The 14,054-nt window shown below is 56.5% G+C and carries 14 protein-coding genes and 2 pseudogenes; 5 read left to right on the top strand and 11 right to left on the bottom strand.

All coding sequences use genetic code 11. From position 1 onward, the window contains the following. The first annotated feature begins 175 nt into the window (after nucleotides 1–175). The 5 genes and pseudogenes from CAF87_RS05245 to CAF87_RS05225 all read left to right on the top strand — a co-directional run bounded on the left by CAF87_RS05245 (nucleotide 176) and on the right by CAF87_RS05225 (nucleotide 3,896). Nucleotides 176–1,120 carry a chromate resistance protein ChrB domain-containing protein gene (locus CAF87_RS05245; protein WP_085730945.1) on the top strand — a complete coding sequence of 315 codons (945 nt, stop codon included), beginning with the start codon at nucleotides 176–178 and terminating at the stop codon, nucleotides 1,118–1,120. A gap of 4 nt (nucleotides 1,121–1,124) precedes the next feature. After that, a complete protein-coding gene (chrA, locus tag CAF87_RS05240) occupies nucleotides 1,125–2,471 on the top strand; it encodes a chromate efflux transporter (protein WP_139831704.1) in 1,347 nt (448 codons plus the stop codon). A gap of 33 nt (nucleotides 2,472–2,504) precedes the next feature. Then, nucleotides 2,505–2,798, top strand: a pseudogene (locus tag CAF87_RS05235) (winged helix-turn-helix transcriptional regulator); the annotation flags it as partial. 181 nt (nucleotides 2,799–2,979) lie between these two features. Continuing rightward, complete coding sequence (locus CAF87_RS05230; protein ID WP_085731263.1) at nucleotides 2,980–3,471, top strand: phosphate-starvation-inducible PsiE family protein; 492 nt, start codon at nucleotides 2,980–2,982, stop codon at nucleotides 3,469–3,471. Nucleotides 3,472–3,593: 122 nt separating this feature from the next. After that, nucleotides 3,594–3,896 carry a putative quinol monooxygenase gene (locus tag CAF87_RS05225; RefSeq protein ID WP_085730948.1) on the top strand — a complete coding sequence of 101 codons (303 nt, stop codon included), beginning with the start codon at nucleotides 3,594–3,596 and terminating at the stop codon, nucleotides 3,894–3,896. A gap of 167 nt (nucleotides 3,897–4,063) precedes the next feature. Here the strand turns inward: CAF87_RS05225 and CAF87_RS05220 are convergent, their stop codons facing one another. The 11 genes and pseudogenes from CAF87_RS05220 to fahA all read right to left on the bottom strand — a co-directional run bounded on the left by CAF87_RS05220 (nucleotide 4,064) and on the right by fahA (nucleotide 14,025). Then, the gene (locus tag CAF87_RS05220; RefSeq protein WP_085731264.1) at nucleotides 4,064–4,600 is read right to left on the bottom strand and encodes a hypothetical protein; all 537 of its coding nucleotides are present in this window, start codon (nucleotides 4,598–4,600) and stop codon (nucleotides 4,064–4,066) included. Nucleotides 4,601–4,802: 202 nt separating this feature from the next. Further along, entirely contained in the window at nucleotides 4,803–5,030 is a 228-nt protein-coding gene (locus CAF87_RS05215) for a PLD nuclease N-terminal domain-containing protein (RefSeq protein ID WP_085731265.1), read from the bottom strand. Nucleotides 5,031–5,333: 303 nt separating this feature from the next. Beyond that, the gene (locus CAF87_RS05210) at nucleotides 5,334–5,555 is read right to left on the bottom strand and encodes a hypothetical protein (RefSeq protein WP_085730949.1); all 222 of its coding nucleotides are present in this window, start codon (nucleotides 5,553–5,555) and stop codon (nucleotides 5,334–5,336) included. A gap of 126 nt (nucleotides 5,556–5,681) precedes the next feature. After that, nucleotides 5,682–5,882, bottom strand: coding sequence for a hypothetical protein (locus CAF87_RS05205; RefSeq protein ID WP_085730950.1), 201 nt, complete (start codon nucleotides 5,880–5,882; stop codon nucleotides 5,682–5,684). Nucleotides 5,883–6,005: 123 nt separating this feature from the next. Continuing rightward, nucleotides 6,006–6,467, bottom strand: a complete 462-nt coding sequence (locus CAF87_RS05200) for a cytochrome d ubiquinol oxidase subunit II (protein WP_256575979.1) — start codon at nucleotides 6,465–6,467, stop codon at nucleotides 6,006–6,008. Beyond that, nucleotides 6,445–7,595 (bottom strand): annotated as a pseudogene (locus CAF87_RS05195) (cytochrome ubiquinol oxidase subunit I). Before CAF87_RS05195 ends, CAF87_RS05200 begins: the two are co-directional and overlap by 23 nt. A 42-nt stretch (nucleotides 7,596–7,637) precedes the next feature. Then, entirely contained in the window at nucleotides 7,638–9,428 is a 1,791-nt protein-coding gene (locus CAF87_RS05190; RefSeq protein ID WP_085730952.1) for a thiamine pyrophosphate-requiring protein, read from the bottom strand. Nucleotides 9,429–9,536: 108 nt separating this feature from the next. Next, nucleotides 9,537–10,475, bottom strand: a complete 939-nt coding sequence (locus CAF87_RS05185) for a class I SAM-dependent methyltransferase (RefSeq protein WP_085730953.1) — start codon at nucleotides 10,473–10,475, stop codon at nucleotides 9,537–9,539. Nucleotides 10,476–10,491: 16 nt separating this feature from the next. Next, on the bottom strand, nucleotides 10,492–11,862 hold the full coding sequence (locus CAF87_RS05180) for an iron-containing redox enzyme family protein (RefSeq protein ID WP_085730955.1): 1,371 nt from the start codon (nucleotides 11,860–11,862) through the stop codon (nucleotides 10,492–10,494). 170 nt (nucleotides 11,863–12,032) lie between these two features. Then, nucleotides 12,033–12,509, bottom strand: coding sequence for a hemerythrin domain-containing protein (locus CAF87_RS05175; protein ID WP_085730956.1), 477 nt, complete (start codon nucleotides 12,507–12,509; stop codon nucleotides 12,033–12,035). 193 nt (nucleotides 12,510–12,702) lie between these two features. Beyond that, on the bottom strand, nucleotides 12,703–14,025 hold the full coding sequence (fahA, locus tag CAF87_RS05170) for a fumarylacetoacetase (RefSeq protein ID WP_139831705.1): 1,323 nt from the start codon (nucleotides 14,023–14,025) through the stop codon (nucleotides 12,703–12,705). Nucleotides 14,026–14,054: the final 29 nt, after the last annotated feature.

Below are 14,054 nucleotides of genomic sequence, written 5' to 3'. Positions count from 1 at the left end.
TGTTTTGTGGAATAAGAAACTTGCTTCAAGCTATATGGCATCTCAGGGTATCGATGAATGTCAGCGTCCGCGTTCCCGTTGGCGTCGCCATCTCCCTTGATGAAAACAGACGCTTTGCAAATACTCATGTCACGGATAATGTAATACTCACTACAAAATAAATGTCTTTCTCTACATGAATAATTGGCTGGCTCTAATACTCGGTTTGCCCACTGCCAACGCTACCGAACGCATGCGGGCGTGGCGTGCCTTGAAAGCATCGGGTGCAGCGGTGTTGCGCGATGGAGCCTATCTCTTGCCCGACATCGGCACCTGTCGTGAAACGCTGGACGCTGTCGAACGCGACATTCTGGCCATCAATGGCACCGCATTTATCCTGCCCGTCGTCGACCCTGGCGGTGAGCGTTTTGTCCATTTGTTCGATCGTAGCGATGACTACGACAAGCTGCGCGCTGAAATCGAAGCGTGCGCGGGACAGCTCAATACTGAAAGCGTCTCGGCCATTACGAAACAGGTTCGCAAGCTGCGTAAAACTTACGAGCAGTTGACCCATATCGATTACTTCCCAGGCAATCCGAGGCAGCAGACGGACCAAGCCTTGCGGGGGCTTGAAGTTGCCATCAGCCGAGCCCTGTCCCCGGACGAGCCACACAGCAGCAGCCAGCCTGTCACGGTGCTTAATCGTGATGATTACCGGGGACGTGTCTGGGCAACCCGCAAACGTCCGCGGGTTGATCGCCTGGCTTGCGCCTGGCTTATCCGCCGTTTCATTGACCCTGACGCCCGGATCCTCTGGCTGAAAACGCCGCAGGATTGTCCGGCCGATGCCTTGGGGTTCGATTTTGATAACGCGGCTTTCAGCCATGTCGGCAACCGCGTGAGCTTTGAAGTTTTGCAAGCCAGTTTTGAACTCCAGGACTGCGGCCTGAACCGCATTGCGGCGCTGGTGCATTACCTCGATGTTGGTGGTGTTCAACCTGAAGAGGCTGCCGGTATCGAGCGCGTGCTCACGGGGCTGCGCGAAACTATCCTCAATGACGACCACCTTCTGGCTGCTGCGAGTGCCGTCTTCGATGGCCTGCTCGCCGGGTTTGTGAACGATGACCAATCCAACGAGTAAAGTGATGGCACCCACAATTGAAAACCAATTGCCGAGGCCGCAAACCGTCAGTCTGCGTGAGGCGTTCTGGTTTTGGCTGAAGCTCGGCTTTATCAGCTTCGGTGGGCCAGCCGGGCAAATTTCGATCATGCACCAGGAGTTGGTAGAGCGGCGGCGCTGGATCTCCGAACGCCGCTTCCTGCATGCGCTCAACTACTGCATGCTGCTGCCCGGGCCTGAAGCCCAGCAGTTGGCGACTTACATTGGCTGGCTGATGCATCGAACCTGGGGGGGCGTGATCGCGGGGGCACTGTTCGTGCTGCCCTCCTTGTTCATTCTGATCGCTCTGTCCTGGATGTATATCGCATTCGGCGAAGTGCCCGTGGTGGCCGGGCTCTTCTATGGGATCAAGCCCGCCGTGACGGCTATTGTGGTGCAAGCGGCCCATCGGATCGGATCTCGGGCGCTGAAAAATAACTGGCTGTGGGCGATAGCGGCGGCGTCATTCACTGCGATTTTCGCGTTCAACGTTCCGTTCCCCTTGATCGTGCTGGGGGCGGCATTGATCGGTTATGCCGGCGGCCGCCTGGCACCCGAGAAATTCAGGACCGGAGGCCATCGCGCCGACAAGAAATCCTTTGGCCCGGCTCTGATCGACGACGACACCCCTCCCCCGGAACACGCCCGTTTCAGCTGGATGAAACTGACAGCGCTGGTACTCATCGGCGTCGGGTTGTGGGTACTACCGATGGGCGTGTTGACCGCCGTTTTTGGCTGGGAAGGCACCTTCACCCAAATGGGCTGGTTTTTTACCAAGGCGGCGTTGCTGACCTTTGGTGGAGCCTATGCGGTATTACCCTATGTATATCAGGGCGCGGTCGGTCACTATGGCTGGCTGACACCCACACAGATGATCGACGGCCTGGCGCTGGGGGAAACCACGCCCGGGCCGTTGATCATGGTGGTGGCCTTCGTGGGGTTTGTCGGGGCCTATGTCTCACAGGTATTCGGGGCCGATCAGGTCTTCCTGGCCGGGGCTGTGGCCGCCACCGTAGTGACATGGTTCACGTTCCTCCCCTCGTTCCTGTTCATCCTCGCAGGCGGTCCATTGGTGGAATCCACCCACAATGAACTCAAGTTCACTGCGCCACTGACGGCCATTACCGCTGCCGTGGTTGGCGTGATCCTCAACCTGGCTTGCTTCTTTGGTTATCACGTCCTTTGGCCAAAAGGCTTCAGCGCCAGTCTCGACTGGCCTTCAGCGCTGATTGCGATATCCGCCGCCATTGCCTTGTTTCGCTTCAAGCGGGGCGTTATCCAGGTGTTGCTGGGCTGCGCGCTCGTGGGCCTGGCAGTGCATCTGCTGCGGTAGTGCTCTTTGACACTGGGAGCATCGATCAGCAGGTCGATGCCCCATGCCCGCAAAGTGTTTTCAGCAACGGCTCTCGTGGTCACGCGATTGGAGCGTGATGGCCTGCTGGCCCGGCACGAGTCCGGTGAAATTCCGCCTCGTGTCGAGTACGAACTGACGCCACTGGGCATGGGACTGTTGATCCGCATGTCTCCCATGCGGACCTGGGTAGTCGAACACGTCGAAGACTTCCGCAAGACGCGGCGAACTTTCGATAGCCGGGGCGGCAAAAAGCCTTCGTGGCAAATCCCCACCGCCATTCCAGCAGATTCAGACGCCTCTCAATAATCGCCTGCACCATTATCTTCAGGCTGCCGTCCCTACCCTCCGGCATGTCAACACCTTCTGGATGCAACCGGTACCGGTATAGATGATACTGAGGGCTCACGAGATGGCGACAACCGCCACCCTCTTGAACATTGCAGGATCGTGGCGCGGGCTACAGGGCCATGAGCCGGAGGATTCGTCCATGACCAAGCGCGTGCTATCAGAACCAGATTCCTCTTTTAAGCGTTTCCGGGTGCAGTGGGCACTGATGAATGCTTATGAGAAGTTCGAGCAGATAATCGTTTTCGCCCTGAGCCTTATCATCGCCAGTGTAATCCTCATGTCGATGCTCCAGCTCTGTCGGCATTTGTTCCCCATGTTGATATCGGGAACAATCGATCCGCTCGAGCATGATGTGTTTCAGTCGATTTTTGGCTCGATCTTCACTGTCCTGATTGCGTTGGAGTTCAAGCATTCAATCGTTCGCCCGGCGTTACGACGTAACAGCATCGTCCAGGTGAAAACGGTTCTGCTGATCGCTCTGTTGGCCCTCAGTCGCAAATTCGTGATTCTGGATTCAATGACCACACCCGCCCTGACTATTGCCGCGCTGGGTTTCGCTACACTCGTGCTTGGCATCGTGTGCTGGCTTCTCGGCAAGCAGGTTGCCGATTCAAAGGTAGATGGAGACTAAGTAGATACGCGCTTGACTGTGATGCCCAGGCTGGAGCCTGGGCATCAAAATGGCGAATTCGCGTTGGGCTTGTTGGAAAACATGGCGCATGATGAGGTAGTCCTTAAGGCAGGAGACACGTCATGGTCAAAGTAGCGTTGTTCGTTCGCCTGGAAGCAAAACCCGGGAAAGAGAAGGAGGTAGAGAGCTTTCTCTTGGGCGGCCTTTCAATAGTGGAGGAGGAGCCAGCCACAACAGCTTGGTTCGCTATCCGCTTGGGGCCTTCCACTTTTGGCATATTTGACGCCTTCCCGGATGAAGCAGGCCGGCAGGCTCATCTTTCGGGCAAGGTCGCAGCGGCGCTTATGGCGAGGGCTGCCGAGCTGTTTGCCGAACCACCTGCCATCGAGAAAATTGACGTTCTTGCGGCTAAACTACCTGGCTAAGGATGCCCGACAATGCGCTCCAACCCACTTCCTTGGTGCTGCTTTGCAGCGTCAGGGAAGCGCCTGACGCAAGGTGGTACGTCAATGCTGCCGCCCACTGTCGCCATTCTCGCACTGCTCGCTTTTGTAATCGCACTGGCAGCGCTTTGCACACCTTCTGAGGATTATCAGGCACCTGGATTGGAGACCTGGATATAGATTGCCCAACCGGCAAGCAATACCCAGAATGCTGCAAATATCCACGGAGTACGTACTGAAAAAAGCAGTGCCTGACGGTATCCCTTATGGCTGGATTCACGCTCGCAAAACAAAGGCGACTCATCATAGGCCAGCCCCATCACCGGTTCACTCCTCAGCAGCTCGCTTTGCTTGTAATACCAATGATCGATGATGTCATACGCTGCGCGAATGCCGGGCCAGGCATTCAATGAACTGAGAATGCCCAGAAGCGCCAGGAACGGAGGCACCACTAGCGTAAACAACTTGCCCCACTCCGGATTGACGTTGGCCATGCAAGAGGCGAAGGCGATCACTAAAAAAGATTGCGCAGTCAGGTACGCGTTTGTTCGGTTGGACAAGATGGCGGTCTCGTACTGGATTTCTCGACGGTAGAAGTCCAGCCGCTCCTTGGGAGAACCAAACATCTTCGCATCGCGCGCAGTGAGCTCAGTGTCGCTCACTTGAGAGGTCAAAATTCTAGGCAAACCGGATTCGTCCTGCTGTGATGACTGGGTTAATTCCAAATGAAAAAAACGATGACGGCGACACATGTCGTGCACTGGGTTGATCCCAATCAGTTCCATTACAATGGATCAACCTGCCAGTAAAACTGGCCGTGCATGGAAACTGACTCACCTCAAAGGTTGATTTCAAAAACCTTCAACAATATCGACCAACGGGCGCTACTTATCCTTTGCTGTGTTCGGGCGACGATGGCCCTTCTTTGATTCCACGAGGCCCTGCAACACCCCAAACGATTAACCCGACAACCGGAAAGACGATAAGCCCAATAGCCCAGGCTGCTTTGGCCCCTACCGTCTTGTCGCTGCGAAACACGCTGACGATAGCCCACAGGTCAACCAGCAAAATGATCACCGCGACGGCAATCGCGAAATAGCTGAGCGCTTGCGACATGATTAACCCCTCCTCTGACTGATAACGCTTAGGCTCCACGCCGCCAGAGGTGTTCAAGTAATCTTGCAAATCGACACCGGCGAGTCAGCCCTCCTGGCCGATAACGGAAATCTTGCCATTGCCCAGCAAAGCTTGCTGGGGCGCCTCCCCATCAGCCCCAGTAGCACCAGTGAAACCAACACGTACCAGCCAACGGCTTTTGTCACAGGTAATGAACAGTGTCGTCGGCGATAGACATAAGCTGAATGACCTCAACGACAGTCGTCACCGTCGAGCAGGTCGAATTTGAAGTCATGAGGCAAATTAGTTTTCGCCGTCAATCTGATCTCTGGCGTAGTCAAAAACGGCACTTGCGTCTCGAACCAGTTGCCTCCACTCCTTGGCGGTGACAAGTCCTGTTTCTTCCATGTCGTCGGCCATCCTCAGAAGCTCGTCATACTGATCTTCAACAGACATTTGGGGTTCGGGATTTCTGGCCAGTTGCAACCACTGAGTCATTGCTTTTTTCTTTTTATCCGCGAACATCGCAGCTGTCCTGTTTTACCGTTGTTTACAGTGGACGAAGAGCACTTTCTCCTTGTTCCGATAGAGCGACTAGCGGCTATCCGCCATTTGACTTTTGCATGTGCACCTGGCGCTTCCGAACATCCATCATTTACCCTGCTCGGGCGCCTTGTCCTTTTGTATTTGCAAGGACGCCTTGCTTTTGTCGCCATCCTTGTTCGGCGCGTCATTTGAGCCTTCGAAGCAGCCCTGCAATAAAAACACCGAGCACAGTCCGATACAGACACAGATTCTTTTCATGATCCTCTCCCGAGCAATGATTCTTTGCCGCCAGCGTTCCGCCGGCATAAAGGTCTCTTCAGGTTCGGAAGGATTCACCCAAAGGGAGTTCACTTTGCTTTGTGTGTTCCGGATCAGCGGAACGGCGTCGGCAGCGATCGACAGATTGATAATCGAGCGGTCGTTACGCTCTCAACGTTGAGGCGGAGTACCGATCTTGCCACTGAAAACACGGAAACCGTAGGTGTTGTAGATCAAGGTGATCGGTACCAGTACTGTGAAGCCTGCCAGCATGAACACTTGGCTATTGGGGCTCGACGTCGCCACTTGCAGCGTCAGGTCAGGAGGAATGATCAACGGGTAAAGCGCCGCCAGCACCAGGCCAAACGCCAGGACAAAAACGCCCAACGCCGCGAACAGCGGCATGCAATCGAAGCGGCTCCGAAACCCCAGCGCAAAACCCGCAAACAATCCGCAAAGAATCGACAACGCAGGCAAACCAATCCACGGCGATGTCAGGCGTCGGGCATATTGCGCATGCAATGTCGTCGTCCAGACCACCAGAACGATCAGCAACCCTGCAGTCACCAACGCCAGCACCCGGGCCTGAAGCGCAGAGCGTTGCTGCAGCTCATCGACAGTGCGCCAATACAACCAGCACGCTCCGAGCCACGTATAACCAATCACTGAGCATGGCCAGGAAACCTGCCGGGGTCATGAGGATGCACATCCATAACCAACGGCGCGAGGTGAAAAGCCGCTTGCGCCTGCGCAGTACCAGACTGACCAGCCCCTGCCCCAGCATCAGTATTCCCAGGCCGACCATGAGCCGGAACGCGAAAAACACCGGCACGACCGGAGGGATATCCTGCGGTGCGAACTCGTCAAGCGCAGCGATGGTGCCGCTCAGGTCGTGGCGCAGGTATAACGAGCCGATACGCGGGATGGCCAGCTCCCAGTGATTGCGCCGCTCACTCATGTCGGGCCAGGCGAAAATACGCAGCGGCTCCCCCGCTCCCTCGGCTGGCCGCGTCCAGGACCCTTCAATAGCCGCTACTTTTTGTGGCTGTACCCGCACATGCAGATCCCCGACGACGATTTGTACAGGCGTCAGCAGGACAAGCACCCACAACGTCATGGAAAACTGCACCCTTGCGCGGGAATTTTGCGCGTTCTTGAGCAACTGCCAGGCACTGGCGCCCGCCACAAATGTCGCCGTGCCAAGCAATGCGGCAAGCGTCATGTGCGCCAAACGATAGGGAAACGAAGGATTGAAGATGATCGCCCACCAGTCCTCGGCGATGAACCGTCCATCCGCGCCCGTCGAAAAACCTGCCGGGGTGTGCATCCAGGAATTGGCTGAGAGGATCCAGAAGGCGCTGATCAGCGATCCGCAGGCCACCGCGCAAGTCGCAAAAAATGCAGGCGCGGGCCGACCTTCTTCAAGCCGAACAACATGATGCCGAGGAAACCCGCCTCGAGAAAAAACGCGGCGAGCACTTCGTAAAACATCAATGGCCCTAGGATATCTGCGGCCTTGACCGACAGACGCGACCAGTTAAGGCCGAACTGATACTCCAGAATCAGTCCGGAGGCCGTGCCTACCGCTATGGTCAAGGCAAACACCTTCAGCCAGTAGCGGTAGATATCCAGATAGAGGGGGCGTCCACTCCTGAGCCACAACGCCTCAAGCACCATCAGGAAATTCGCCAGCCCTATAGTGAAAGCCGCCAGCACGATATGAAAACCGATGGTGATCGCGAACTGGATTCGAGCGGCCATGAGCGCGGACTCGAGAGCGTCCATGAACAGAACTCGACCTCGCTATTTGGATTTGCCGGGCAATACCGCTCCCAGGACCTGTTTGGCCGTTTGCACGATGACGCCCGCTTCGTCGGGGTCGCCCTTGAGCAAAGTGGTAGCGAATTTCTTCGCTTGTTCCAGCTTGATATGGGGTGGCAACGGCGGCACATTCGGGTCGGTCTTGAACTCGATGACGACCGGTACGTCCGAAGCCAGCGCCTGTTCCCAGGCAGCGGCCACATCTTCCTCGCGATCAACGAAGATGCCTTTGAGGCCGATGGAAATGGCGAACAGGTGGTAAGGCACATCCGGAATACTCTGCGAGGCTACGAATTTCGGATCGCCCTCCATCACACGCTGTTCCCAGGTGACCTGATTCAAATCCTCATTGTTGAACACGGCGCAGATCCACTTCGGGCTATCCCACTGTCGCCAGTATTTGGCGACCGTTATCAGTTCAGCCATGTTGTTCATCTGCATGGCACCATCGCCCACCAAGGCAATCACCGGGCGTTGCGGGAAGGCGAACTTTGCCGCGATCGCGTAAGGCACGGCGGCGCCCATGGACGCCAGACCACCGGAAAGCGAGCACTTCATGCCCTTGCGGATTTTCAGGTCACGGGCGAACCAGTTGGCGCAAGAGCCGGAGTCGCTGGTGATGATGGCTTGCTCGGGCAAGCGCGGTGACAACTCATACACAACCCGTTGCGGGTTGACCGGGTCTGCTTTGGCCATGGCGCGCTTCTCAAGAGTTTTATCCCACGTCACCCGCCAGCCTTCGATCTTTTTACGCCACTTGCGCAGCGGCTTGTGTTCGAGCAACGGCGCCAGTGCCGCCAGGGTCTCGGCCGCATCGCCGGTCAGGTTCACTTCCATCGGGTAGCGCAGGCTGAGCATGTCTGGCTGCAAGTCGATCTGGACACCGCGCGCCTGCCCTTCTTTCGGCAGGAATTCGGCGTAAGGAAAGCCCGATCCGATCATCAGCAAGGTGTCGCATTCAGACATCAGTTTGTAGCTCGGTTCTGTGCCGAGCAGACCGATACAACCCGTGACCCAAGGCAACTCGTCCGGCAACACGGCTTTACCGAGCAGCGCCTTCGCTACCCCGGCACCCAGTTTTTCGGCAATCGCGAACACTTGATCGCTGGCGTGCAGCGCACCGGCGCCCACCAGAATCGCAACCTTCTCCCCCGTATTCAGTACATCGGCGGCACGTTGCAGATCCGCGTCGTAAGGCAGCACCTTCGGCTTGCTGTAACCAATCCCCGAATGCGCGGTGCCGTGAGCCCGCGCCGGCGCTTTGTACTCGATATCCTGCAAGTCGTTCGGCAGTATCAGCGCCGTCACCCGCCGCTCGCCAACCGCTGTACGTACTGCGCGGTCCAGCAAGTGCCGAACCTGGGAAGCCGCCGAGGCCTGTTGCACAAATGCCCCGGCGACATCCTTGAACATCGAGACCAGATCGAGTTCTTGTTGATAATGGCTGCCCAGTGCCGTGCGCGCCTGTTGCCCGACAATCGCCAGCACCGGCATGTGGTCCAGCCGGGCGTCGTACAGTCCGGTGATCAAGTGGGAAGCACCGGGGCCGGATGTGGCGATGCACACCCCCAGTTCGCCGGTGAATTTGGCATGGGCGGACGCCATGAACGCCGCCATTTCTTCGTGCCGTGCCTGAACGAATTCGATCTTGCCGCCCGCCCGGCTCAACGCACCGAAGACGCCGTTGATACCGTCGCCCGGATAACCAAAAATTCGCGTCACGCCCCATTGGCTGAGACGCTCGATCAAAAAATCACCCACTGTCACCGTCATGTCCAACCTCAATTTTTTCATTGCGTATGACATCCCGGTGCGCCGACATTTACAGCGCATACGGGAGATGTAAAGGTCTGGACAGCCCGGCGGACAGCGAAGTTTCGATTAGTTTCGAGTCACCGTCAGCAGCGTCACGGCGATACGCTCGACCTGTTCGTAGCCAGGTTTGAGCAGTTCTTCACCAAAGACATCCGGATCGAGCTCTGCATAAGTCCAACTGAAATCATTGCCGGGCAACGATTCGATCATGGCCAGAAAAGGGTCAGCGCCGCGCACCATGGCGACGCCGGTGTACAGCAGCAACGTTCCACCAGGACTCAAACGCGGCAACGCCTCACGCACGATGCGCACTGATAAGGCTTCACCCAGCACCCCGCCGCCGTGCCGATAGGCGCGTTGTTGTTGGTCGTTCATGTACGGAGGATTGGCTACCACCAGGTCAAACTGCCCTTCGACACTGGCGAGCAAATCACTATGGTAAATGGCGATATTGTCCGTGCCGGCCAACTCGGCGTTGACGGCCGTCAACCGTAACGCACGCGGATTGATATCCACTGCAACTGTCTGAGCCTGCGGCTGTGCCCTGGCAATCAGCACCGCGCCGACGCCGGCGCCACAGCCGATGTCCACCGCACGCTTGACGGGTACCGTTCGCTGTTGCAGGTGTGCCTCGATCGCATGGGCAAATCGATAAGTGTCCGGCCCAAAAAACACCGCGTCATTTTGCGTAGTCGGAAAAGACGAGTGAACGAACAACAGGTCGTTCAGCGATGACCAGCGAACGGTGCTTCGCCACTGCCCGTCTTGCTGCTCGAGAATGCCCGCGCGTTCCAGTGCCTGAAATTGCTCGGTCCCGAAAAGCCGTTGATCGAACGGCATCGACCACCCGAAAACATCGCGCTGATCCTTGGCCATAAGCCTGTCCGCCCGTTGCATGACCCGCTCATGCGTCAACGGTGTCGGGGTGATGAATCGGTAACCGTTCTGGCGCAAGCGCACGCCCAGCTCGATCAATTCACGGTCGACTCGCTGTTGTATCGACATGAAGCCTCCTGAAAAGTCAGCGTATGAGTTTGCGCAGTTCAATGAAGCGGCGGGTGGCAAACAGTCCTGCCGGACGCCAATGGTGTTGCGGCGCGAGCCATGGGATCAGGGTTTTCATCTGTTCGGCCGGTGACTGCGCTTGCAGAGACTTCTGCAAGGCCTCGGTCTCGCTATCGCTGGCCTCTTCAACTCGATCACCCACAGACTTGAGTGGCACCCGTGCGCGTTTTCCAAGGTCCTGCCAGCCGTCGGCGATCCAGTCGTGCATCAGTTGTTTTTCGTAAGGACTGAACACACCGAACATCACCGCGTGGCTACCGTCGATCAGTTGCCAGAAACGGCTTTCGGCTGGATCCTCACCCCGCTTGATCCAGCCTTTGTGGATCAACGCATCCAGAAAGGCGTCCATCTGCCCAGGTGTCGCCAGCCATTGATTGATGGTGCGGTTTTCGATTCGGCAGTAGTCCGAATGCATATGGCGCCCGAACACGGCTTTGCGTTCCAGCATCGTCAGCACCTCGTGCTGCAAGTCGAAACCCTGAATGACGGCTGTCGAACCTGACCCAAGATCGTTCAAGCGATAGCCCTGGGTCACGCGTCTGTAGAATGCAGCCCGCTGCTGCCCCGGCGGCAACAGATCGTGCAGCGCCCGCACCGCACGGTGTGCATGCCCGGTGCTGGCGTTATCGATGGTCACATGCAGGCGGAAGTAATGCGGGTCGATGCCCAGCTCACGCAGTTCGTAAGCGCTGATCAGCAGATGCAGCGGCAGTTGCTCATAGCCAAGGTTGTACCCGATGACCTCAGGCAGCATCGAATCGGTGCAACGGCCCAGCGCCAGTTGTAGCGCGCCTTGCAGAAAATATTCATCACCCAGGTCAGACAGGTCGTCGCAGGTATGCCCGGCCAGCAGTTGACGGTAGATCCGCACATGATTTTGGCTTGGTACGCCATCACCCAGTTCTTCGAGATAGATCTCCAGCAAGTGATCGAAGCGGACGTCCTGCCAGTGTTGCAGCACCCCCGCCAACCAAGCGCCATCGACCAGTTTCGTCGGGCCGACATGCTTCAAAAAATACAGCGCATGGGATGTGCTCTGGAAGTATTGGCGCCCTGCCCCGGCCTGACGTGATGCCAGATAGCTTGCGTACTGTTCAGCAACGGCGGCGCAACGGTTTTGCGACCATGCGAAAAGTTGCTCCGGATCTTCGGGCAACTCATTGGCAATGTTGTGGGTACTCGCTAAATGTCGCTTGAGAAACGCGGAGGCAATGGCATCGGCCTCGGGTTCCTCCTTGAGCAGGCGTTCATAGACCTCGCGATTTGGTCGGGTCAACCCCTCGCGGGGCGCTACTCGTGTTTCGCTCAGGCACTCTATTGATGTCATGAAGCTCTCCCGTAAGAACCGTAGATGGGTCATAGACAGAAGAGGAAATGCGTGAGGGAAAATTCCTTTTATTTTCGCAGTAACGAGCGCGGCTTGAGATGACATTCCTTGAAAATCAAAAGCCCGGCATGAGCCAGGCTTTTGATTGCTTTGCAGATCCGACTATGGACTCAGGCCGCCATATTCGACCCGCTGAGACTTTTCTTGAGAGAAGCCTTCATCACTTCCATTTCCTTACCCAGCTCTTCGAGCTTTGCCTTGCCCAGAAGCTTTCTGGCCTGGGGAAACATCTCGGTTTCCTCTTCTTCGATATGGTGTTCCAGAAGTTCTTTGACCACTTTCACACGGCCGGCGAATTCGGGTGTGGAGGGATCAGTGGATTTCAGGTCAGGCAATACCAGTGAATCAACGGTGCGATGTTCCTCCTTCGCCTCGTAGTACATCTCATCCTGCTCTTTACCCCCTGCTTCCTTGAAAGCCGGATACAGAATCTGCTCTTCGAGCTGAGTATGGATCGTAATTTCAAGCTCCAGCTTGTCCAGCAAATCGGCGCGTTTTTTTAACGCGCGATCCGTGGAATCACTGAGTTGGTTAAGGATGCCTTTTACTTTTTCGTGGTCTGTTTTGAGAAGGTCGATGGCGTTCATTTAAGGCCTCTTTCACGGATGGTTGTTCGCCGATCTTCATCGGCAATCCTCGCAATATTCCACTTAGGCCTCGCATATTGTGTGCCAGTCACTCGCCTCTAAAATGACCTTGAAAATCAAATTGTTAAGTAGAGTGATGGCCAAATAAAGGCATGCACTCTGCATGAGTAGGGGGTTGAGGTTCTTGCAAAATTCATTCGGTGCAGGTGGTATCACGGTGACGTTCCCATGCTGGCAGTACGACGGCCCGGCATTCACCGAAACCGATCGAGCCAACCCCGTCACGTTCGCAGCGCGCCTTGAGGATGATCTCGTCACCGTCCTCCAGGAAGATGCGCGTCTCACCGTTCGGCAATGTAATCGGATATTTGCCTCCCTCGGTCATTTCAAGCAACGAACCCAGCGACTCCGGTGTTGGCCCTGACAGCGTTCCCGTGCCGAAAAAATCACCAGGATTGAGCTGGCAACCGTTCACCGTGTGATGTGCAACCAACTGTGCGAATGTGAAGTACATGTTCAGTGTATTGCTGAGGCTAAGGCGGAACGGGGTAGCGCCCTCCTCTCGCATTCGAGCGGTGAGGATCAATACTTCGAGCTGGATATCGAAGGCACCGCTGTTCTGGTCTTCCACGTCATACAAATATGGTAACGGGTCAGGGTCGCCCGCCGGTCTCAAAGGCTGGGCACAGCGGAATGGCTCCAACGCTTCAGCCATTACGACCCAGGGTGAAATGGTCGAAGCGAAGCTTTTCGACAGGAACGGGCCCAGTGGCTGATATTCCCAAGCCTGGATATCACGTGCCGACCAGTCATTGAGCAGGCACAGTCCGGCGATGTGCTCGCGTGCATCACGAATATCGATGGGCTCGCCCAGCTCATTTCCGGACCCGATCCAGAGTCCGACTTCAAGCTCGTAGTCCAGGCGCCGGCTAGGCGAGTAGATCGGCAGCTCGTTGTCGGGAAGTTTGATCTGCCCGCAGGGGCGAACGAACGCCTGGCCAGAGGCAATGATTGTCGAGGCGCGACCGTGGTAACCGATGGGTACGTGTTTATAGTTGGGCATCAACGGGCTGTCGGGTCGAAACAGCTTGCCGACGTTCTCGGCATGATGGATGCCAACGTAGAAGTCGGTGTAGTCCTGAATACAGGCCGGCACATGCAACTGGCAGTTGGCGGCCGGCACCAACAGGGCCTCTGCCAGCCGCTGTTGAACCTGAATGTCCTGGGCGTCCTCACGAAGCAGTGTGGTCAGACGATCGCGCAATGCTTTGCGGTCTTGTCTTGGGCGCGCGAAAAAACCGTTTAGAGAACCGCCCACTGCCGCCGTGGCAACCTCTTCGGCTACACCGGTGAACAAGCCTGCCTGTAGCGCAACCTGAAGGTCATAGATCCGGTCACCGATCGCGACACCCGTACGGCGTTCACCTCCAGCAACACTGAATACACCGAATGGCAGGTTGGCAAGTGAAAAATCAGGATGGCCGTTAGCCGAAGATACCCAGCTATTCATGTGCATCGTTCTCCATAAACAATCTTGCTTGAAAA

Origin of the sequence: Pseudomonas sp. R38(2017), from assembly GCF_002112395.1 — a bacterium.
Taxonomy (GTDB): Bacteria; Pseudomonadota; Gammaproteobacteria; order Pseudomonadales; family Pseudomonadaceae; genus Aquipseudomonas.
The sequence above is the reverse complement of the archived record's forward strand: the minus strand, read 5'-3'. Positions and strand labels throughout refer to the sequence as shown.

What these genes read in the sequence shown, in the direction of transcription:
- CAF87_RS05190 (WP_085730952.1), bottom strand. Translation starts at nt 9,428, where the DNA reads ATGACGGTGACAGTGGGTGATTTTTTGATCGAGCGTCTCAGCCAATGG.
- CAF87_RS05175 (WP_085730956.1), bottom strand. Translation starts at nt 12,509, where the DNA reads ATGAACGCCATCGACCTTCTCAAAACAGACCACGAAAAAGTAAAAGGC.
- chrA (WP_139831704.1), top strand. Translation starts at nt 1,125, where the DNA reads ATGGCACCCACAATTGAAAACCAATTGCCGAGGCCGCAAACCGTCAGT.
- CAF87_RS05205 (WP_085730950.1), bottom strand. Translation starts at nt 5,882, where the DNA reads ATGCCGGCGGAACGCTGGCGGCAAAGAATCATTGCTCGGGAGAGGATC.
- CAF87_RS05225 (WP_085730948.1), top strand. Translation starts at nt 3,594, where the DNA reads ATGGTCAAAGTAGCGTTGTTCGTTCGCCTGGAAGCAAAACCCGGGAAA.
- CAF87_RS05245 (WP_085730945.1), top strand. Translation starts at nt 176, where the DNA reads ATGAATAATTGGCTGGCTCTAATACTCGGTTTGCCCACTGCCAACGCT.
- CAF87_RS05185 (WP_085730953.1), bottom strand. Translation starts at nt 10,475, where the DNA reads ATGTCGATACAACAGCGAGTCGACCGTGAATTGATCGAGCTGGGCGTG.
- CAF87_RS05210 (WP_085730949.1), bottom strand. Translation starts at nt 5,555, where the DNA reads ATGTTCGCGGATAAAAAGAAAAAAGCAATGACTCAGTGGTTGCAACTG.
- CAF87_RS05180 (WP_085730955.1), bottom strand. Translation starts at nt 11,862, where the DNA reads ATGACATCAATAGAGTGCCTGAGCGAAACACGAGTAGCGCCCCGCGAG.
- CAF87_RS05230 (WP_085731263.1), top strand. Translation starts at nt 2,980, where the DNA reads ATGACCAAGCGCGTGCTATCAGAACCAGATTCCTCTTTTAAGCGTTTC.
- CAF87_RS05215 (WP_085731265.1), bottom strand. Translation starts at nt 5,030, where the DNA reads ATGTCGCAAGCGCTCAGCTATTTCGCGATTGCCGTCGCGGTGATCATT.
- fahA (WP_139831705.1), bottom strand. Translation starts at nt 14,025, where the DNA reads ATGCACATGAATAGCTGGGTATCTTCGGCTAACGGCCATCCTGATTTT.